General features: G+C 57.6%; 19 protein-coding genes. 14 read left to right on the top strand and 5 right to left on the bottom strand.

The annotated features are described in order from the left end of the window. Window positions 1-175 precede the first annotated feature (175 nt). From LA5095_RS31175 to LA5095_RS31140, 8 genes are all read left to right on the top strand, one after another. A complete protein-coding gene (locus tag LA5095_RS31175) occupies window positions 176-922 on the top strand; it encodes a FadR/GntR family transcriptional regulator (RefSeq protein ID WP_055391881.1) in 747 nt (248 codons plus the stop codon). 179 nt (window positions 923-1,101) lie between these two features. Further along, window positions 1,102-2,163: an ABC transporter substrate-binding protein gene (locus LA5095_RS31170; protein ID WP_055391911.1), complete on the top strand. Its 1,062-nt coding sequence runs from the start codon at window positions 1,102-1,104 to the stop codon at window positions 2,161-2,163. An 11-nt stretch (window positions 2,164-2,174) separates the two neighbouring features. Beyond that, the gene (locus LA5095_RS31165; protein WP_055391880.1) at window positions 2,175-2,993 is read left to right on the top strand and encodes an ATP-binding cassette domain-containing protein; all 819 of its coding nucleotides are present in this window, start codon (window positions 2,175-2,177) and stop codon (window positions 2,991-2,993) included. Then, entirely contained in the window at window positions 2,983-4,206 is a 1,224-nt protein-coding gene (locus tag LA5095_RS31160) for a sugar ABC transporter permease (protein WP_055391879.1), read from the top strand. The genes LA5095_RS31165 and LA5095_RS31160 overlap by 11 nt, the downstream gene beginning before the upstream one ends. Before the next feature lie 9 nt (window positions 4,207-4,215). After that, the gene (locus tag LA5095_RS31155) at window positions 4,216-4,665 is read left to right on the top strand and encodes a hypothetical protein (RefSeq protein WP_055391878.1); all 450 of its coding nucleotides are present in this window, start codon (window positions 4,216-4,218) and stop codon (window positions 4,663-4,665) included. A 17-nt stretch (window positions 4,666-4,682) separates the two neighbouring features. After that, complete coding sequence (locus LA5095_RS31150; RefSeq protein ID WP_055391877.1) at window positions 4,683-6,302, top strand: GMC family oxidoreductase; 1,620 nt, start codon at window positions 4,683-4,685, stop codon at window positions 6,300-6,302. A gap of 8 nt (window positions 6,303-6,310) precedes the next feature. Beyond that, window positions 6,311-7,771: an aldehyde dehydrogenase family protein gene (locus tag LA5095_RS31145; RefSeq protein ID WP_055391876.1), complete on the top strand. Its 1,461-nt coding sequence runs from the start codon at window positions 6,311-6,313 to the stop codon at window positions 7,769-7,771. Next, the gene (locus LA5095_RS31140) at window positions 7,768-8,937 is read left to right on the top strand and encodes a mandelate racemase/muconate lactonizing enzyme family protein (RefSeq protein ID WP_055391875.1); all 1,170 of its coding nucleotides are present in this window, start codon (window positions 7,768-7,770) and stop codon (window positions 8,935-8,937) included. The genes LA5095_RS31145 and LA5095_RS31140 overlap by 4 nt, the downstream gene beginning before the upstream one ends. Window positions 8,938-8,959: 22 nt before the next feature. On the opposite strand, the gene LA5095_RS31135 is transcribed toward LA5095_RS31140, so the two are convergent. From LA5095_RS31135 to LA5095_RS31120, 4 genes are read right to left on the bottom strand one after another with little or no spacing between them, the layout of a single operon-like run. Beyond that, on the bottom strand, window positions 8,960-10,183 hold the full coding sequence (locus tag LA5095_RS31135) for an NAD(P)/FAD-dependent oxidoreductase (RefSeq protein ID WP_055391874.1): 1,224 nt from the start codon (window positions 10,181-10,183) through the stop codon (window positions 8,960-8,962). Next, the gene (locus LA5095_RS31130; RefSeq protein WP_055391873.1) at window positions 10,183-11,013 is read right to left on the bottom strand and encodes a 3-methyl-2-oxobutanoate hydroxymethyltransferase; all 831 of its coding nucleotides are present in this window, start codon (window positions 11,011-11,013) and stop codon (window positions 10,183-10,185) included. The genes LA5095_RS31135 and LA5095_RS31130 overlap by 1 nt, the downstream gene beginning before the upstream one ends. Then, window positions 11,010-11,333 carry a MocE family 2Fe-2S type ferredoxin gene (locus LA5095_RS31125; protein ID WP_055391872.1) on the bottom strand — a complete coding sequence of 108 codons (324 nt, stop codon included), beginning with the start codon at window positions 11,331-11,333 and terminating at the stop codon, window positions 11,010-11,012. Before LA5095_RS31125 ends, LA5095_RS31130 begins: the two co-directional genes overlap by 4 nt. 13 nt (window positions 11,334-11,346) lie before the next feature. Beyond that, window positions 11,347-12,420 (bottom strand): fatty acid desaturase, encoded by a 1,074-nt coding sequence (locus LA5095_RS31120; RefSeq protein WP_055391871.1) that lies wholly within the window; start codon window positions 12,418-12,420, stop codon window positions 11,347-11,349. A 154-nt stretch (window positions 12,421-12,574) separates the two neighbouring features. Here LA5095_RS31120 and LA5095_RS31115 point away from each other — a divergent pair, with 154 nt between their 5' ends. Beyond that, window positions 12,575-13,603: a LacI family DNA-binding transcriptional regulator gene (locus LA5095_RS31115; protein ID WP_158510457.1), complete on the top strand. Its 1,029-nt coding sequence runs from the start codon at window positions 12,575-12,577 to the stop codon at window positions 13,601-13,603. A gap of 226 nt (window positions 13,604-13,829) precedes the next feature. Then, window positions 13,830-14,093: an SEC-C metal-binding domain-containing protein gene (locus LA5095_RS33550; protein WP_196880115.1), complete on the top strand. Its 264-nt coding sequence runs from the start codon at window positions 13,830-13,832 to the stop codon at window positions 14,091-14,093. Here LA5095_RS33550 and LA5095_RS31110 read toward each other — a convergent pair. Next, on the bottom strand, window positions 14,027-15,061 hold the full coding sequence (locus LA5095_RS31110; protein ID WP_055391869.1) for a LacI family DNA-binding transcriptional regulator: 1,035 nt from the start codon (window positions 15,059-15,061) through the stop codon (window positions 14,027-14,029). The genes LA5095_RS33550 and LA5095_RS31110 overlap by 67 nt on opposite strands. Before the next feature lie 168 nt (window positions 15,062-15,229). On the opposite strand from LA5095_RS31110, the gene LA5095_RS31105 reads away from it, so the two are divergent. The 4 genes from LA5095_RS31105 to LA5095_RS31090 all read left to right on the top strand — a co-directional run bounded on the left by LA5095_RS31105 (window position 15,230) and on the right by LA5095_RS31090 (window position 19,100). Next, window positions 15,230-16,222, top strand: a complete 993-nt coding sequence (locus tag LA5095_RS31105; RefSeq protein WP_082442602.1) for a TRAP transporter substrate-binding protein — start codon at window positions 15,230-15,232, stop codon at window positions 16,220-16,222. Between the two features lie 65 nt (window positions 16,223-16,287). After that, a complete protein-coding gene (locus LA5095_RS31100; protein ID WP_055391867.1) occupies window positions 16,288-16,794 on the top strand; it encodes a TRAP transporter small permease in 507 nt (168 codons plus the stop codon). A gap of 4 nt (window positions 16,795-16,798) precedes the next feature. Then, window positions 16,799-18,073, top strand: a complete 1,275-nt coding sequence (locus LA5095_RS31095) for a TRAP transporter large permease (RefSeq protein WP_082442601.1) — start codon at window positions 16,799-16,801, stop codon at window positions 18,071-18,073. A gap of 136 nt (window positions 18,074-18,209) precedes the next feature. After that, window positions 18,210-19,100, top strand: coding sequence for an NAD(P)-dependent oxidoreductase (locus tag LA5095_RS31090; RefSeq protein WP_055391866.1), 891 nt, complete (start codon window positions 18,210-18,212; stop codon window positions 19,098-19,100). Window positions 19,101-19,169 lie beyond the last annotated feature (69 nt).

Here is a 19,169-nt window from a genome sequence, read left to right as displayed (position 1 = left end):
CATTGCGGGCGCAATTGTCTGCGTGCCCGCTTTGGGCATTTTTCTTTGGTGACGGCAACATTCAAGGCTCTTCGGAACCGATTCACCACGGCAAATCAGGCGCTTCAGGCGTGTCGAGTTGGTGAGTTGCAAAAACATCTGGACAATTGAAACATCTGATGTTTAGTATCATCTCATGTCTGAGTTGCTCTACTACGATTTGAAAGACGTCGCCGGTGTTGCACCTTCACTTGCAACACAGGTGTGCCGCGAACTGGGTCGCCGCATTGTCGGCGGGTTGGTCCGTGAGGGTGCCCTGATCGACGACGAAAACAAGCTTTGCGAGCGCTTCGGTGTGTCCAAATCCGTCGTCCGCGAGGCAGTCAAACTGCTGGTTGCCAAGGGACTGCTGGAAGTAAGGCGCGGTAGCGGAACCAGGGTTCGCCGGCGCGCCAGCTGGAGTCTTCTCGACGACGACGTCCTGGCCTGGCACCTCAGCGTTGAACCGAGACCGGGTTTTTTGAACCAGCTGCTTGAGGTCCGCCAGGTCTTCGAACCCAGCGCAGCGGCGTGGGCCGCAAAATCGGCGACCAGGGACCAGATCGACGAAATCCGCGCGGCACAGCGCAAGATGGAGAACGCGGAGGAGATTCAGGACTACGTGGTGGCGGATGCACTGTTTCACCGGGCCGTTCTTCGCGCGGCAAACAATGAAGTCCTGATGGCGATGGAAGGCGTAATCTTTTCAGCGCTGCTGAGTTCGATCCGGCTGACCAACGCGGATCCACGGGACAACAAACGCTCCATACCGCTCCATCAGAAGGTGCTTGCTGCCATCGAGGCACAGGACGCGGATGCAGCCGAAGCTGCCATGAAGGAACATCTCGAAGGAACACGCGAACGGTTGGCTCAATTCACGGCTGACGAAAGCGAAGGAAAGTAGTTTTTGAGCTGTCATTGCTTTGGCAGCAGGATTTCACGCCTGTTGGTGGACAGGCTAGTGGCCGGCGGTTCGAGCTTGCTTGGAACCATTCTCGTCCCGCCGAATCGATCGTTCAATCGAAGGAATTCCACCAGAAGATCCGGCGCAACTTGCGCCGAAACATCGACGAGGAGGATATGATGTTTCCCAGCAGTAAGAAAGGCTTATTGATAGCGGGCACCGCGTTGGCCACACTTTTGGGTGTGGGTGCAGCGGCCGCGGAAGACATGGTGGCACTGCTGCTGCCCGAGAACGTGAATCCACGCTGGGAACAGCAGGATGCAGCGGCATTTGTGTCAACCATGAAGGAAATCGCACCGGGTGTGAAGGTCGAGGTCTTCAATGCCAACAATGATACGTCTGTGCAGCAGAGACAGGCGGAACAGGCCCTGACGCAGGGGGCAAAGGTCCTTGTTGTCATACCGATCGACGGTGAAAGTTCGGCAGTGATTGCGGATATGGCCGCCGAAGAAGACGTCCCGACCATCGCCTATGACCGGATGATCAATTCGGCGAACACAACATTCTGGGTGCAGGCTGACCTGGAAGGCATGGGCTTCGATCAGGCGAGTCATGTCATCGAAAACACCAAGGACGGCGACACACTGGTGATGCTCAAGGGATCGCCGACCGACCCGAATGCCGCGGTTATTCATAACGGGCAGCTTCGCGCGCTACAGCCGCTGTTCGATTCCGGAAAGCGTGTCATGGGATACGAAAACTGGACACAGGGCTGGGATCCGGCAATTGCAAGGCGGTCGATGGACCAGGCGCTGACCCAACTCAACAACAATGTCCAGGGTGTCGTGTCATCAAATGACGGTAACGCCGGTGCGGCAATTGCTGCTCTTGAAGAGCAGGGCATGGCCGGGACGATGCCGGTGTCCGGTCTGGACTGCACCGTGCAGGCGCAGCAGCTGATGCTGCTTGGAAAGCAGACACAGTGTGGTTGGCGTCCGCTGGCCGATATGGCGAAGGCGGCGGCCCAGGTGACTGTCCGGCTTGTAAACGGTGAGGATTTTTCTGATCTGGCACCACAGAAAGTCAAGAACGGTGTCGGCGCAGAAGTCGCTTACGTGCCCGTCGGTTCATACTCGGCCCTCGGTGCCGATGGTGTTGCCTACGTCATCGAAAACGATCCGTCCATCACCAAGGAAATGGTTTGCCAGGGCGAAGCCGCGGCAACCGCTTTCTGCAAGTAATCGGACAATCCATGTCTTTGGAAAACAACCAGCAGGTGGGGCCATCGGCCCCGCCCCCTCACTTGCGCGTTGCCGGCATCGAGAAACGCTTCGGAGGCGTTCATGCCCTGAAGGGCGTTGATTTCGAAGTCGCGCGCGGCGAGGTCATGGCACTTGTCGGTGACAATGGTGCAGGCAAGTCGACGCTTATGAAAGTCCTGGCCGGAGCACTCGTGTGCGACGGGGGAGATTTTTTCATCGATGAAGAGCCTGTCGTGATCAGCAATCCGCATGATGCCGGTGCACTCGGCATTCAGATTGTTTATCAGGATCTGGCCCTTTGCGAGAACCTTGACGTTGCAGCGAACCTGTCACTGGGAGCCGAACCGGTGAAATCCGGATGGCCGTTTCTGCCACGTTTCTTGCGTCCGCTCGACGATCTTGAAATGGAGGTCCGTGCAAAGGCCGCCATCGATCGACTTCAGGTACGCACGCTGAGATCCGTACGTGCCAAGGTTGGCGGCTTGTCCGGCGGGCAGCGCCAGGCAATTGCCATCGCAAGAGCAGTCGGTGCCGAGTGCAGCGTCGTCATGTTGGACGAGCCGACCGCCGCGCTTGGCGTGGCACAGACCCGGCAGGTTCTCGACGTTGTCAAGCGGCTGCGCGATACCGGCCACGCCGTGGTCTACATCTCCCACAACATGCGCGACATCTTTGAGGTTTCCGACCGGATTTGTGTGCTCAGACACGGAGCCAATGTCGCGACCTGGAAAACCTCGGAAACAACGGCGGACGAAATTGTCGTCGCGATGACTGCCGGACTGGATAGCGGGACGAACAATGCAGCCTGACACTTCATTTTCTCCCATAGACCGACTGCGACGCATGCGGGAGACACGCCTGGGATCGTTCGTTCCGGTCCTTCTCGCCCTGGCGGCGATCTGGGTCTATTTCGGACTTGCCCTACCGCTCTGGGATTTCTGGTCGGATCCGGATGCCGGCAGCATTCGCTTCATCTTTCTGTCGCCGCGCAACATCTACAATCTCTTCATGCAATCTGCTGTTATAGCAACGCTTGCGGTCGGCATAACCGTGGTGCTGCTTCTCGGCGAAATTGATTTGTCCGCGGCGGCAACAGCCGGTGTCTGTGCCGCATTGCTCGGTGTTCTCGTGCTGGCCGGCATCCCCGGATGGGCGGCCTGCCTGATCGTCATGGCGGTTGGTGTCATCATGGGTGCCGCCCAGGGGTTGCTGATTGCCTATGTCGGCATTCCATCCTTTGTGGTTACGCTGGCCGGTCTGCTCGGATACCAGGGGCTGATGCAGAAGATTCTGCCGACCGGAAACCTCAACATTGGCGATCCGTTCGTTCGGGCAATCGCGCGAATACTGATACCGGACCTCTGGGGGCTCGTGATGGCGGGGCTTCTTGTTCTTGCCATTGCGGCGCTGGCTCTGCGCCGGCAGGCAGAACGCAAGGCGCGGGGTCTGGAACTCGACACGAATGCCACTCTTTGGGGACAAGTCGCGTTTTTCGCGATCATCGTGTTCGCCGCCGTCCTGACGATGAATGCCTACAGATCCGTGCCCTTGTTGATCATCTTGCTGACAGGGGTCACGGCAATCGTTGGCTGGGTCTCGACTTCAACACCGTTTGGCCGATCGATTTTCGCTGTCGGCGGCAATGCGGAAAGTGCCAGACGGGTGGGAATGAACGTCAGGCGCATCAGGGTGGTTGCCTTCGGAATCGTCGGCTTGCTGGCGGCAATCGGCGGCATTTTCGGAGCCTCGCGATACGGGTCCGTATCCTACACGGCTTTCGCGGGCGGATCCCTGTTGCTGGAAAGCATCGGCGCGGCGGTCATCGGCGGAACGTCACTCTTCGGCGGACGTGGCTCGGTCTGGAATGCGATCCTGGGTGCGCTTGTCATCGGTTCCCTTGGCAACGGGCTCGACCTGTCCGGCGCCAGCGCTGCCGACAAGCTGATGTTTTCAGGTGCCATTCTTCTTCTTGCCGTAGCAATCGATGCGCTATCGCGTCCGGCCGGCAACGGCGCAAGATAGGAGGAACACATGCTGACAGATGAAAACCAGGTGCTGTTTCTGAAGGTTCTGGACGAAATCATTCCGGCAGGCGGCGTACGGCGCATGCCGTCCGCCGGTGTGAAGGCAGTTGCCGAAAGTGTCCTCTCGGCAACTGCCTATTCTCCTGACGCCCCCGGAACAGTGGAGCGTCTGCTAGAGGCGGTCAGCACCAGGTCTCCGGGGTTTTCAGAGCTGTCATCGGATGACCGTGTCACCGTTCTGAAGGCGGTCGAGATGGAGCAGCCGCGTGACTTCGCCGAACTCGTTCGGCTCACATACATGGCTTACTACAGCCGGCCCGAAATCCGGCCGTTGCTTGGCGTCGGGGAACATCCGGTCCATCCGCACGGATATGTCGTGGAACACGAAAGCGAAACCCTGATGGATGAATTGACAGCACCGGTTCGCGCGCGCGGCGCCGCCTATCGACAGGCTTGAGGCACTGGGAAGGTGACATGACCAACGAACCCGTCGACGTCCTGATCATCGGTGCCGGAGCTTCCGGAGCCGCAATCGCGTGGTCCCTTCTGGAGACCCGAATGAGGATACTCTGTCTCGAGCAGGGTGAACACCTGCAGGACAGGGATTTTCCAAGCCGCCGGGAAGACTACGAGCTATCGCGCTACGGTGAATTTTCTTGCGACCCGAATGTCAGGAAACTGAAGCAGGATTATCCCGTCAACTCGCAGAACAGCTGCATAACGCCGGTGAACTGGAACGGCGTCGGTGGATCTACAATCAACTTTCTGGGTCACTGGCCCCGGATGAAGCCATCTGATTTCAGGACAAGATCGCTGGACGGCGTGGCTGAAGACTGGCCGGTCGACTATGCGACGCTGGAGCCATTTTATGATCTGAACGACGAAAACACGGGTGTTTCCGGATTGGGAGGCAATCCGGGTTACCCGGACTACAGTCCGCCCTTGCCGCCCATTCCGATCGGCAAGCTCGGTCAGACACTCGCGAAAGGTTTCAATGAACTGGGGTGGCACTGGTGGCCGTCCGATGTGGCCATTCTCAGTCAGGACCGCGATGGACGGCAGAAATGCGTCAATGCAGGTACCTGCGACCTTGGCTGTGCGGCAGGCGCCAAGGGTGGAACAAATTTCACCTATTGGCCCGTGCTGGAAAACGCCGGCGTTGAACTCAGAACGAGGTCACGGGTTCGGGAAATTCTGATTGATCAGGAAACGGGCTTTGCCACTGGCGTACTGTATCACGGTGCGGACGGGCAACTCCACGAACAGAAGGCGGAACTGGTCGTCGTTGCCTGCAACGGCGTCGGTACACCAAGGCTGCTGCTCAATTCGAAATCGCAACTCTTTCCGGATGGTCTGGCCAATCGATCCGGCCTCGTCGGCAAGAACCTGATGTTCCATCCTCTCACGGGAGTTGCCGGCGTCTTCGACGAACCGATGCTCGGTCATGAAGGCCCGATGGCCTGTTCGATCCTGTCGCAGGAGTTCTACGAAACGGATCGTTCAAGAGACTTTGTCCGCGGGTATGGCTTGCATTCCGGTCGTTCGACCACTCCGATGACTTATGCACTCGGTGGCTATGGCATCGACAATCCGATCCCCTGGGGCGCAGAGCACCGGGAGATCATGGACACCGTCTATCCTTATCTTGCCGGGCTGACAGTCGTGAGCGAGGACCTTCCCGAAGAGATCAATTGCGTCACGCTGGATCCCGAACTGACCGACAGCGACGGCATCCCCGCGCCGAAAATCAACTATCGCCTAGGAGAAAACACTCGAAGGATGCTGAGGCACGGCGAGGAGAAGGCGACGGAACTGCTTCTGGCCGCCGGTGCGAAACGAGTTCTGGCAAAAGGTGACGACAAGGTCTGGTGGCGTGCCGGCTGGCACCAGATGGGCACCTGCCGGATGGGTGATGATCCGGAAAAGTCCGTGGTGAATGGATGGGGCAGGAGCCACGATGTGAAGAATCTTTTCATTGTGGACGGGTCGATTTTCGTGACTTCGGGCGCGGTCAATCCAACCTCCACGATCCAGGCTCTGGCGCTTTACATCGGCGACAGAATCAAAACCAATATCGCTAACCTGTTCGACTGAGGCGCAACATGGATTTCCCGACCAGAATGTACATTGACGGCGCATTGACCGGCGGATCGGGTCGGAAAGACGTTCTCAATCCCGCAACTGAGCAAATCATCGCGACGGTCCATACGGCGGGCCTGGAAGACGTGGAACGGGCCCTTCAGTCGGCCAAATCGGCTTTTCCGGCGTGGTCTTCGACTGCAATCTCGGAGCGCCAGAACTGGATGCACAAACTCCGCGATGAGGTTGTTGCCCATGAAGAGTTTCTTCGAGACTGCGTTCACCATGAATTGGGCAAACCCTGGGCACAGACCCATGAAGACTGGGACCGTCTCGTTGCGTCGCTGGAGTTTTATGCCGAGGAAATCGCACGTGTTCAGGATGTGGGCCTCGCAGACAGGGCGGGAACGCACACACACAGGATGGTTCATGAACCAGCCGGCGTCGCGCTGGCCTATCTTGCCTGGAATTTCCCGCTTCTGAACCTGGCATTCAAGATCGGACCGGCGATGGCCGCCGGGTGTCCGATCATCATCCGACCGTCGGAGCAGACACCGGTTTCGGCCTACGCGGTCGGCATGCTGTGCGAAAAGATCGGCTTGCCGAAGGGCGTCGTCCAGATCCTGTGCACGGACGGATATGACGTGGCCGATGCGCTCACCGCATCAACGATCCCGCAAGTGATCACACTGATCGGTTCCACCGGCACCGGCCAGCACATCATGCGCACGGGAGCAACCTCAATCAAACGCTATTCCATGGAATTGGGTGGCAATGCGCCGGTTCTGGTCTTCGCGGATGCAGACCTGGATCTTGCCGCCGACATTGTCTGCGGTGTCAAATTCTCAAACGCCGGGCAGATCTGCGTGTCGCCAAACCGGATCTTCGTCGCGGAGGCTGTCCATGAGGCATTTGCCGAAAAAGTCGTTGCCCGCGCCCGTGCCGCCCGGGTTGGCTTCGACAAGGAAGCCGATATCACCACGGGCCCCGTCGTTGACAGGCGGGCCTGGATCAGGATCAAGGGATTGATTGATGACGCGGTCTCGCAGGGTGCGGAACTGCTTGCGGGCGGCGACCGGCCCGCGCAACTCAATTCGGGTCATTTTCTGGCGCCAACCGTTCTGGATCGGGTCACCGACACAATGCCGGTTTACCGTCAAGAGACATTCGGTCCGATTGTCAGCCTGGTTCCCTTCAGCAGTGAAGGGGATCTTCTCGAGCGGGCGAATGATTGTGACGAAGGTGGATTGACCGCATATGTTTTCACGCGCGACCTCGCAAAGGCGGAAGCCTGCGCGGCGGCGTTGCGCTACGGTGAAATTCAGATCAACGGCGTGAAGTACGACATTGACCTGCCGCACGGCGGGATCGGTCAGTCAGGCATTGGCCACGACTGCTCGGCACTGGCCTTGCACGACTACCTGATTGTGAAACGGATCACACGCGCACTCGACAAAACGGAATTCGGAGGGCTGAACGCATGAAGATAACCCGCGTAACCAGCCACATTCTGCAATACGATCTTCCCGGCGAGTTGGGATACTCGCAGCAATATTACGAGAAACGCAGCGCCCATTTGGTCGAGGTTGAGACCGACGAAGGCATTACCGGCTGGGGTGAGTGTTTTGGACCTGGTAACATTGCGATCGCCAACAAGTCGATCGTTGAAAAGGTCATCCAGCCGATGGTTCTGGGATGTGATCCGATGGATCGCGATGTCCTCTGGCACAAGGTTTACAACCTGACACGGGATCACGGCCAGAAAGGGATGCCGCTTCAGTCTTTGTCAGGCGTTGATATCGCCCTGTGGGACATCGCCGGCAAGGTGACCGGTCAACCCCTGCACAAGCTGGTCGGCGGCGCGCACCGCACGCGCATTCCCGCCTACGGCTACGGCATGATGCTCAAGCGCGAGAGTGTCGACGACCATGTCTCCCGCTTCAAAACCGAAGCGGCTGCGATCATGGATATGGGTTTTGTCGGTGCGAAGCTGAAAACCGGTCTTGGACCGAGAGAGGACATCCTGCTCTGTCAAGCCGTCGCAGAGGCGGTCGAAGGGCGTGGCCGTTTCATGGTCGATGCCAATCATTGTTATACGACATCAGATGCCTTTTACGTTGGGCGCGCACTTGATGAACTCGGAGCGTACTGGTTCGAGGAACCCGTGGCACCGGAAGACCTCGACGGATACAGGGAATTGCGGCGTGGTCTGAAGGTCAACATTTCCGGCGGTGAGGCGGAATTCAACCGATGGGGATGGCGGCAGATCCTTGAAAACCGGGGACTCGATATCGCCCAACCGGAAGTGTGCGCGCTTGGTGGTATCAGCGAGTACTTACGGGTCCTGGCACTGTGCCATGCTCATTTCACACCGGTGATCAATCACGTCTGGGGATCGGCGATCGCCGTCGCCACGAATATCCAGCTGCTGGCAGCGATGCCGGCACTGCCCGGCGGGCTTCATCCGTGGGAACCGATGCTGGAATTCGACACGACAGACAACCGGTTCAGGGACAATCTGCTGGAGGTTCCTCTGGATATCCAGGGACAGGTTAAATCGTCAGGTGGTTTTGTGACGATCCCGGATGGGCCCGGTCTCGGTGTCGTGCCGGACAGGGACTTCATCCGGCACTACGAACTCGATCTCTAACGGGTCCGTCATCCGCATCCGCTCAGGCCATCACCGGCTTACGGCACGTTTTCAGGATGTCTTTGAGGTTCCTGTTGCCATCCGAAATGGCTTCGGCGGACGGTGACAATCGCTCCGACAACATCCTGCGTCCGATTGAATAACTCTTTGGGTCATCCGTGACTTCGACGGCCTGCAACAGACCGTCGCGATAATGCCAATAGGATCGCCCGGACGGTGCATCCCGAATAACTGCTTTCATTCGCGGCTCGATAAGGCCCGCGATCTGAATCGTATGGTCGAATTGATCCGACCAGAATGTGGGCAGCGGGACATATTCCCTTTGCGAACCGAGAATGTTCTCAGCAACTGCCTCTCCCTGGTCGATGGCATTTTGTATGCTTTCCAGCCTGATGCGCCTTCCGAAATAGGGAAAGGAGGCGCAATCGCCTGCGGCCCAGATGCCGGGAATGCTGGTCTGGCCGAACGCATCGACTGCAATGCCGTTGTTGATCTGCAGGCCGGCGTTGAAGGCCAGCGCCGTGTTGGGCGAAGCGCCGATGCCGACGGCGATGCAATCCGATGTCAATTTTTCTCCATTCGCAAGGAGAACGCCAGTGACACCGTGATCATCGGTAAAGGCCTTGACTTCGGTTCTTTCCAGAAGGCGGACGCCGTGGTGCTGATGCCAGTTCCGGACGGTCCCGGCGAGAGAAGTCGAGGCAACCCGGTTCAAGATGCGGACGTCTCGCTCGACAACGGTTACATCAAGACCCATTGTCCTGGCGGTTGCTGCAAGTTCCAGCCCGATATAGCCGCCTCCGATCAGGATCAGCGAATTGCTGCATGCCAATCTCCGGCGCAGTTGACCTGCGTCCTCCAGCGACCTGAGATAACAGAGATCTGCCAAATTGCCTTTCATCCTTTCCGGCAGCCTGCGCGGTGATGATCCTGTCGCGAGAACGAGATGATCATATCCGATGGACCCGTGATCGCTTTTCGCGATCTTGCGGATCGGGTCGATGCCTGTGACCGTGCAGGACAGTTTTGCGGTTATTTCGTGAGCTGGCCAATACGCGTCGGGAAATATGGTTTTCCGCTCGTTTGCCCGGGACGGCAAAAGATATTTCTTGGAAAGGGGAGGGCGCTCATAGGGCAGGCAGTCTTCCTGACAGAGCATAAGTATCTCACCCGAAAACTCGGGCTTTCTCAGCGTCGCCGCGACCGAGGCGGCAGCCTGTCCGCCGCCGACAATGACGACGCGCATCAGGTGTCTCCTTTGACCGGTATCCGCTCCAGGAATTCCTCCAGGTCCGCATCGCCGATTGTTGCCGTTTCCGCTTCGGACGGAAACTCTCCATTGTGAACGGCGTCTCGAAAGGCACCCAGGGCCGATCGGCGTTCGGCGCGGATTTTTTCCTGAAGGGAGTGGATATCGCCAAAGGCCCGGGCATGTCTGGGCCGTTCGGGTTGTTCTCCGCAAATATCGTTCTGAAAGAGGTAGATCACATCGCCGCCGCTCCCCGATCCGAGTGACATCGTGACGAGCGAAGTCCGGCGACTGATTTCTCTCATTACCGGCGCTGGAATGACCTCGGCTTCCACCGAGAATGCGCCTGCATCCTCCATCCTGCGAAACGCCTGCCACAGACTGTGAGCTTCGTCGGCGGTTCGCCCGATTGCCCGCAAGCCGCCATTCCAGCCCGACCTGCGCGGGACGAGGCCGAGGTGGCACATGACCGGGATCTGTTCCCGGGCAAGCATCTCGACGATATGCGGACCGCGGGCGGTGTAGACGGAATCGGCACCTTCCTTCATGGCCTGGAAGGCGGCGGTCAGAACATCCTTTTCAGTCGGAAAATCCGGCAACGCGATTGCGGCCGTGAAAAAGAGATTGGGGGCGCCTTCGCGCGCCGCCTTTGTGTTCTGTGCATTTCCCATGATCAGATCGATGCCGGCATCCGCCGCGGCAGCAGCTTCTTCGATGGAATTGGCGGTTGTCTGGGTCAGTTTCCGCTTCCCCTTGATCGCTCGAAGGTCGGCAGCGGTGTAGTTGCGCAGGGAGAATTTGGCATCCCAGTCATAGATACGTTTCATGGTTGATCACCCAGATCGATGAAGACGGTCTCGTTTTCCACTTTAACCGGATAGGTCTTCAGCGCGACACAGGCAGGTGTCCGTCTGGCTTCACCGGTCCGGTAGTCGAACTGACCGTTGTGCATGGGGCATTCAATGATGTGGTCCATGACCAATCCGTCGGAAAGATGCACTTCTTCATGCGTGCAAAGACCGTCGGTGCAAAAGTATTCATCGTCCGGGCTGCGGTAGATCGCAAATGTTCTGGACCCGTGATCGAAACGGATCAGATCCTCGTTTTCCACTTCGTCTGCAGCGCAGGCCTCTATCCAGTTCACCATGGAAATCTTGCTCCTATTCTGCGGCTTGCAACACGGGGCGCTGATAGTCGGGCGTCGGATTGGCTTCCGCCGGCAATGGCCGTTTGATGAAGTGATACGGGTCCCGTTGTTGTTTGAGGACAGCTGGGACCATTTCCCGATAGGCAGCCCACAGGGAAGGGTAGGCCGGTGGACAATCCTTCCTGATTTCTTCGTGCAGCGCTGGCAAGGCGTGGAACGGAACCATCGGGTACATGTGATGTTCAACGTGATAGTTCATGTTGGAATAGATGAAGCGGAAGAACGGGTTGAGATAGACGGTTCTGGAATTCATCCGGTGATCGGGGACATCCTCCGCAAGTCCGGCGTGCTGCGTTGTCGCCAGGATATGGTGGAGCCACGAGCCGTAGAATGTCGGCAATCCTACCAGCATGAGCGGCAACCAGCTTTGCAATCCGGCAGATAGTCCGGTCACGGCAATCAGGATTGTCAAATGGATGCGGGAGATCCGGTAGGCTTTCTGGCGGTCTGCTTCGATCAGAAAATCCTTCTGGTCTTCTGTCAGTTTCCCCAGGCTCAGGAGGACCATCTTCTTGAGTTCGTCGATCAGCGTCGGCACGAAGATGAGGTTCAGGATCCACCGACCGATGCTCGGCGGACGCGGAAAGGCGATTTCCGGATCACGCCCGACAACCACGGTATCGGTATGGTGTCTTGTATGGCTCCAGCGCCAGAGGCAAGGGTTCTTGAGCGACATGAACGAAGCAATCTGATAGAAGAAGCCGTTCAGCCAAGCGGTTTTGAATACGGTGCCGTGGCCGCATTCATGCCAGCGGCTGTCGCCGCCCGATCCGTAAAAGATACCGTAGAGGATCGCGGTCGGAACCGCCCAGACCGTTCCCCAGGTGAAAATCAGAATTGTACCGAGAACGAGAACCGTGCCGAACCAGCTCCCGTAGTTGATCAGGCTCGGACGGTCCGACCGGCGCATCAGTTCCTTCAACCGTTTTCTGGGCACAGGCGTGCTGTACCATTGGCTTGGAGCAAAGCCGGGACCTGAGTCCTGTCCTGTCAGGCTGTAGTCACGGGTTTGATTGGAGATGGTCATTCCGGTCCTCCCACGCCGATTGGCCTTGAAGCCTTTCAAAAAATGCTGCGTGAAAATTTCTCAGAATGTATCCGGCGTCAATTCAGTGGTGATAGAAACTATCAAAACTATCATTTCTGTTGCATTCAGCTATGATGGATCTTATCAGAAGTGCATGAACCGACGAGTGACACTTCAGGAGATCGCCGCAAAAGCAAATGTCGGCGTTGCAACCGTGGACCGTGTACTGAACGGCAGGGCCCCGGTCAGACGGTCGACCGCCGACCGGGTGTTGAGTGCCGCCAGAGAGCTTGGTTATCATGCACAAGGCCTGATGGAGCGCCGTGTCGACCAGCTTGTACCGCACAAGCGTCTGGGCTTTATTCTGCAGAAGAAGAGCAAGTGGTTTTATCAGGCCCTGTCAGAGCAGATCATGCGTTCGGTGCCAGACCTGACACGTATTCGGGCGGCCGCCGAAGTTGCGTTTGTCGAAAGCCTGTCTCCTGGAGATCTGGCTGCCGCGCTGAGATCCATGGCTGATGACGTCGACGCTATCGCCCTTGTTTCCATAGACCATCCCGCCGTTCACGCGGCGATAGGCGACTGCGCATCTGTTAACGTTCCGGTATTCGCGCTGCTCAGTCCGCTGAGTACACCTGCGATTGCGGGTTACGTCGGCATCGATGGGCGCCGTGCAGGTCGGACGGCTGGCTGGGCCATGGCCAAATTCGTGGGGCATGGCGACGAAGTCGGTATTCTTGTCGGATCCCACCGTTATTTGGGGCACGAGGCGCTGGAAGCCGGTTTTCGCAGTGCGCTCAGGGAATATGCTCCACACGCAGGTTTGCGGGATTCGCTTGTTTATCTGGATGATGCCGCCGTGGCCTATGAGGCGACTTCCGAAATTCTTCGTTCAGTTCCCGGGTTGAAGGGGCTTTATCACTGCGGCGGCGGTGTCAGCGGTGTGATCAGGGCACTCACGGAGGCTGGACGCGCTCGTGATGTTTTTTACATCTGCCACGAACGTAGTCCCTACGCGGATGAAGGTCTGATCGAAGGTACGGTGGATCTTCTGATTGCCAATCCTGTTTCACAGGTCGTTTCAAAAACGCTTGATCTGATGGAACAGTCCGTGACCGGCAAGTTGTCGGGCACAGTAAACGGTATCATCGATTTTCAGCTGGTAACCCCGGAAAACCTTTGAAACGCGCTCCATCACTGGCGGCAATCGCCGCAAGCCAGAGCGGAAGGGAGCGGTTTTCTGGATTGATCTCTTGGAAATTTCACCCGCCGGCCTTACAAGGCGAACCTCGTTCCCGGCAGCAGGAGGTTGTCATGGCCAAACGCGTAAACTTTGAAGATCGCCCTTCCTTTCGAGGTGATGTCTAAACGGCGCAAATCCTTCCCATCCGAAACCCGTGTAAAAACGGGTGAACGACAGGTGCGCGGGCGATGTGGAACTTCTGGAAAAACTTGGGCGCAATGATCCCTGTCCATGCGGTTCAGGCAGACGCTACAAGCGATGCTGCCTGAAGAGCGGCAAGTTCGACGGTAGCCTTCGGGATCACTACTTTCAGAGAGCGCCGGTAATCCGGCGCTCGTATTGTTTCTGCCGGCCTTTCTTTCTTCAGCCGAACGTGACGCCCATGATGTTTTCTTTCGTGATGATTTCCGTTGAGATGAGCTTGATCTGATACGGCCTGTGTTCCAGCCGCGCGATCAGAGCATCCACCGCCCGTCCGGCAGCGCGCTTCATGTTCTGGTGCATGATGACATCCATCGTACCGTCGAGCAGATAGCCCTGGGTTTTTGTGGTCAGGTTGTGACCGAAAAACGTGACTTCCTTTTCCCGGCCAGCTTCTTTCAAGGCTTTCACAATGCCTTCGTTGCCGCCGCCGACATTGTAGATCCCGATCAGATCGGGCTTGCTGTCCAGTATTTTCCGGACCTCGGTATAGTTGCCGTCGATGTCGTCATGTCCGCTATAGGTCGAGACGACTTCAAGGTGTGGAAAATCACGCCTGAGGCAGGCGCGAAAACCCATTTCCCTGTCTTCGTGAACGCGGTAGATCTGGCCCCCGGAAACGACCGCGACCGCGCCTTTCTGCCGTTCGAAGCGACCCATCAGGTATCCGGCGGTGCGCCCTGCGGCTCTGTTGTCCATTCCCATGAAGCCGGCGAGTGCCGGGGTTTCGAGCCCTGAAATCAGGGTGAGGCAGGGAATGTTCAAATGGGCCAGGTCTTCGACAGCCTGGCGTACGCGCGGGTCATCAAGAGCCTGAAACGCAATCGCATCGATGCCCTGCCCGGCGCAGGCCTGAAGTTTGCGGGCCAGAAGCGCCGGTTCCATTTTTTTCGTGAAAACGCATTCGATCGTGGCATTTCCCCGCGCGCCGAACTCATGGAAACAGCTTGCAAGATACTCGGTCGATGGGCCGGCCTCTTCAGGCAGAAAGACTTTCAGGCGCCAGGGCCTCGGGCGTTTTTGAACAGGTTCACCGTTTTCGATTGCCGCTTTGGCCTGTTCCACACGTTGACGCGTGGCAGCGCTCACATTGGGGCGCCCGTTCAGGACGCGGTCGACCGTTGCGGTGCCGACGCCTGCAAGTCCGGCGATCTCGTTCACTCGAGCGCGACGCTTGATCTGGGTTGGTTCAGACACATCAATACTCCACCAATAACAATCAATTTTGCATAAATATCGACTCATGAAAACATCAAAAGCAACCAATTACGTCAAATTGATGCTTTTTAGCTTGCTTCCCGATAGCCCTGAGCGGAGAAAAGCGCCCTCACATGATCATCGTCTACATCGGGAGGAGAAAAGGTGATGAATGGCGTGAAGTATTTAGCTGGTGTTGCAATGGCTGCGTTGATGGTATCGGGCGCTGCTGCGGCAGATTTCACATTCAAATATGGCAATGCGCAGCCGGAAAGTGCCATCAGATCGCAATCCATGAAATTCTTCGAAGAAGAACTGGAAAAGCGTTCAGATGGTCGTATCGATGTCGAGAATTTCTTTGGCGGAGTGCTCGGCAACGAGCGCGAGATGATGGACCAGGTGACGACCGGGATCCTTCAGGGAACACGTGGCGGGTTTTTTGCCGATGCCAATCCGGCATTCAATATCTACCAGTTGCCGTTCCTGGTTGCTGATTGGGACGAGATGCAGTGTCTTGTCGCAAGCGGGTTCACCGACGGGATCGAGCAAGGCGCCGCGACCAACGGTTACCACGTTCCGGCAACCGGCATCAGCCAGGGGTTCCGCGCCTACACAAACAACGTTAGGCCGATTACCAAGGTCGAGGACCTGAAAGGGCTCAAGATCCGCGAACCTCAAAGTGATCTGATGATCGCAACCGGAACCGCAATCGGCTCCAACCCGATCGCGATGCCCTTCTCCGAAGCCTATCAGGCATTCAAGCAGGGCGTCATCGACGGCCAACACAATCCACCGCAGAATATCTGGGACTTCAAGATCCACGAAGTTCAGAAGTTCATGACCTTGTCCAACCACATGACCGGGCCCGATCCGCTGATCGTCAACAAGGCCTGGTACGACGGCTTGCCGGATGACCTGAAGCAGGTCTTCGATGAAGTTGCAGTGGAAGCGCTCAACCAGTCCGATGACCTCTACCGTGAGGCCGAAGGCAAGGTGATCGGGGAACTGGGTGAGTATATGGAAATCAATTCCCTGACCCCGGAAGCGCTTGCCGGTTTCCAGGAAGCGGTCAAGCCGGTCTATCAGCAGATGATCGACGCGGGCCACTTCACAGCTGAAGACATCGACGCTGCCCGTGCGGCGGCGGCTTCCTGCAGCTGACCTTCGATTGTGAAGCCCGGTCGCCTGATGGCGGCCGGGCAGATCGGACAAAATTGGGGGGAAGCATGGATTTTCTCATCGCCTTGGACAAGCGGCTCACATCTGTTCTGGAGTGGGTTCTGATCGCGCTTTTTGCGACATTTCTGGTTCTTGTCTGTTTGCTTGTGGTTCTCAGATACGGCTTTGCGTCGTCGATTTATGGCGGCAACGAATTCGTGACGATCGCCTTCCTGTTCACCAGTGCCATTGGCGGCGCGGTTTGCATCACCAGGCGTGAGCATATTGCGATCACCTTCTTTGTCGACATGCTGCCCTATGAAGCGAAAAAGTGGACTTACATCATGGGTCTCGCCCTGATCGCAGTGATCAACGGCGCGATGGTGACCTATTCTATCGGCTGGATTTCACTTGCCGGCCATAATCCCTGGCAGCCCTTTGGCTGGCCGCAGGGTATCGTTCACGCAGCCGTGCCGGTCGGCTGCGGGCTGGCGGTCTTCTATTGCTGCCTGAAAATCGTGCTTACCGCAGCGGGCCGGGAAAGCATCGACGTTCTCTGGATGCCGGAGGACTGATGCAATGTTGATCCTTCTTCTCAGTCTGCTGGTTCTGCTGGTCATCGGCGTTCCGATCGCCTACGCACTTGGACTTTCCGCATTGGCCTATTTTCTGGTCGAACAACCAATGCTGATCGGTGTCCTGCCCCAAAGGTTCTTTGCCGGCATCAACAGTTATGCGCTGATTTCGCTGCCGTTGTTTATCCTTATGGGCTTCGTGATGAACACTGGCGGTATCACCGGCCGTCTGCTCGACATTTCGAATTTCTTCGTCGGGCGCCTGAAGGGCGGGCTCGGTCTGGTGAATGTCGTCGCCTCGATGGTCTTTGGCGGGATCTCCGGTTCGGCAGCGTCCGATACCGCGTCGATTGGATCGGTCCTGATACCGGAAATGAAAAAGCGTGGTTATCCCGCTCAATTTGCCGCCGGGATCACCGTTGCCTCTTCCACAATGGGCATGATCATTCCACCTTCCGTGGCGATGGTCATCTATGCCATCGCCGCTCAGGAGTCGGTTGGTCAACTTTTCCTCGGCGGGGTCATTCCGGGGTTGATGGTCGGTATCTTCCAGCTGGCAATTGTCTGGTATCTGTCCAGGAAGAACGACTATCCGACGGAAGCCGTTCCGTTCACTCTTGCGGAGGCCTGGCGTCAGATACGCCGCTCGGCGATTGTTGCCGTCATGCCGCTGCTGATTGTCGGTTCCGTCGTTTTCGGAATCGCAACGCCGACTGAGACGGCTGGTATGGCCGTTGCCTACGGTCTGCTGATCGGGTTCCTTATCGTCGGGCTGACTTCCCTGAAACAATTGCCGGGTGCGATGCGGGCGGCAATCCTGACAAGCGCCAAGATCATGATGATCATCGCATTTTCCCAACTCTACATCTGGGTGCTGGCACTGGAACGGATCCCGGATGCGCTTGCTGCCTACGTGATCAGCCTTGATCTCGGCCCGATTGCGCTCATGCTGGTGATCACCGCCGTCATCCTTGTTGCCGGAACCTTCATCGACGTCAGCCCGGCTATCCTGCTCCTGACACCGGTGCTGCTTCCCGCAGCGCAGTCCGTCGGGATATCCGGTGTCCATTTCGGCGTGGTGATGGTGTCGGGCCTTGCCGTCGGCGCGTGTACTCCGCCTGTCGGCAATTGCCTGAATGTGTGTGCCGCGATCGCCCGTATGGGGATCGGCGAGATATTCCTCGGCGCTGCTCCCTTCCTGATGGCCAATGTCCTCGTGCTCATCCTGATGTGCATTTTCCCGCAACTCGTTCTGTGGGTTCCGAGCCTGTTTTTCTGAGGAGTTTTTTGGGCAGCGGGGTGTCTTCCGGACCAGCCCGGCGCAAACAGCGCCCGAAACCCCCGCATCAGCCGACACCCGGCAGCGGGTGCCAGTCAACAACCTCCGGAATGTCCGGATGAAATAGGAACATGAAATGTTACGCGCAGGTGTCATCGGATTGGGGGATATGGGCAGCGGGCTTGCCAAGAACCTGATCAAGAACGGATTTGAGACATCAGGCTTCGATCTGAGCGAAGAACGCTTGGCAGCGTTCACCGCGCTGGGTGGCAGGGCCGCCCGAAGTGTGGCCGATGTCGCGGCAAATGCGGACGTCGTCTATGTCATGGTGATGAATGGGAACCAGGCCAAGGCGGTGATCCTTGGAGACGACGGCCTTGCCGCCAACATGACGGACGGCGGGACCATAATCCTCACCGCTACGATCAAACCCTCGGAAGCACGCCAGATCGGCGAGGAACTGAACGGTGGATTGATCAACCTGATCGACTGCCCGGTCTCGGGGGGCTTCCCGGGCGCCCAGGGCGGTACACTGACAATGATGGCGGCAGGCACGCCGGACGTTCTGGAAAAGGCGCGGCCCGTCATGGAAGCCGTCTCGCAGACGATCCACGTTGTCGGCGAAAGACCAGGGGAAGGTCAGACAGTCAAATCCTGCCTTCAGTCGCTCATAGGGTCGATTTTCTCCGCAACCTTCGAGGCTGCGGCTCTGGCGGCAAAGGCCGGGGTTGCCGGTGAAGTCATCTACAATGTCTTTTCCACGTCGGGCGCCGGTTGCGGCGTGTCGAGAACTGCTCTGGAGAATATCATCGACCGGAAGTTTGAAGGCACCGGCAGTCACATAGCGACCATGCACAAGGATCTGACGATCGCTCTCGATCTGGCCCAGGGTCTCGAAGTGCCCATGCAGACCGCCTCGACCGCGATGCAAATCTTCCATGCGGGCAAGTCCAGATATCCGAACGGCGACAACTGGGTCTGCACCCGGGTGATTGAGGAAATCGTCGGCGCCGAACTGCATCGTTGAAGTTGGAGAACAATATGAAACTTGGTGTTATCTGCGATGGGATCAGCCGGGACCTGAAGCATGCGCTGA

Source organism: Roseibium album (assembly GCF_001404515.1).
GTDB classification, from domain to species: Bacteria; Pseudomonadota; Alphaproteobacteria; order Rhizobiales; family Stappiaceae; genus Roseibium; species Roseibium album.
The sequence above is the reverse complement of the archived record's forward strand: the minus strand, read 5'-3'. Positions and strand labels throughout refer to the sequence as shown.

Excerpts from the sequence above, each read along its gene's own strand:
- LA5095_RS31175 (WP_055391881.1), top strand. The coding sequence starts at position 176 with ATGTCTGAGTTGCTCTACTACGATTTGAAAGACGTCGCCGGTGTTGCA.
- LA5095_RS31170 (WP_055391911.1), top strand. The coding sequence starts at position 1,102 with ATGTTTCCCAGCAGTAAGAAAGGCTTATTGATAGCGGGCACCGCGTTG.
- LA5095_RS31165 (WP_055391880.1), top strand. The coding sequence starts at position 2,175 with ATGTCTTTGGAAAACAACCAGCAGGTGGGGCCATCGGCCCCGCCCCCT.
- LA5095_RS31160 (WP_055391879.1), top strand. The coding sequence starts at position 2,983 with ATGCAGCCTGACACTTCATTTTCTCCCATAGACCGACTGCGACGCATG.
- LA5095_RS31155 (WP_055391878.1), top strand. The coding sequence starts at position 4,216 with ATGCTGACAGATGAAAACCAGGTGCTGTTTCTGAAGGTTCTGGACGAA.
- LA5095_RS31150 (WP_055391877.1), top strand. The coding sequence starts at position 4,683 with ATGACCAACGAACCCGTCGACGTCCTGATCATCGGTGCCGGAGCTTCC.
- LA5095_RS31145 (WP_055391876.1), top strand. The coding sequence starts at position 6,311 with ATGGATTTCCCGACCAGAATGTACATTGACGGCGCATTGACCGGCGGA.
- LA5095_RS31140 (WP_055391875.1), top strand. The coding sequence starts at position 7,768 with ATGAAGATAACCCGCGTAACCAGCCACATTCTGCAATACGATCTTCCC.
- LA5095_RS31135 (WP_055391874.1), bottom strand. The coding sequence starts at position 10,183 with ATGCGCGTCGTCATTGTCGGCGGCGGACAGGCTGCCGCCTCGGTCGCG.
- LA5095_RS31130 (WP_055391873.1), bottom strand. The coding sequence starts at position 11,013 with ATGAAACGTATCTATGACTGGGATGCCAAATTCTCCCTGCGCAACTAC.
- LA5095_RS31125 (WP_055391872.1), bottom strand. The coding sequence starts at position 11,333 with ATGGTGAACTGGATAGAGGCCTGCGCTGCAGACGAAGTGGAAAACGAG.
- LA5095_RS31120 (WP_055391871.1), bottom strand. The coding sequence starts at position 12,420 with ATGACCATCTCCAATCAAACCCGTGACTACAGCCTGACAGGACAGGAC.
- LA5095_RS31115 (WP_158510457.1), top strand. The coding sequence starts at position 12,575 with ATGAACCGACGAGTGACACTTCAGGAGATCGCCGCAAAAGCAAATGTC.
- LA5095_RS31105 (WP_082442602.1), top strand. The coding sequence starts at position 15,230 with ATGAATGGCGTGAAGTATTTAGCTGGTGTTGCAATGGCTGCGTTGATG.
- LA5095_RS31100 (WP_055391867.1), top strand. The coding sequence starts at position 16,288 with ATGGATTTTCTCATCGCCTTGGACAAGCGGCTCACATCTGTTCTGGAG.
- LA5095_RS31095 (WP_082442601.1), top strand. The coding sequence starts at position 16,799 with ATGTTGATCCTTCTTCTCAGTCTGCTGGTTCTGCTGGTCATCGGCGTT.
- LA5095_RS31090 (WP_055391866.1), top strand. The coding sequence starts at position 18,210 with ATGTTACGCGCAGGTGTCATCGGATTGGGGGATATGGGCAGCGGGCTT.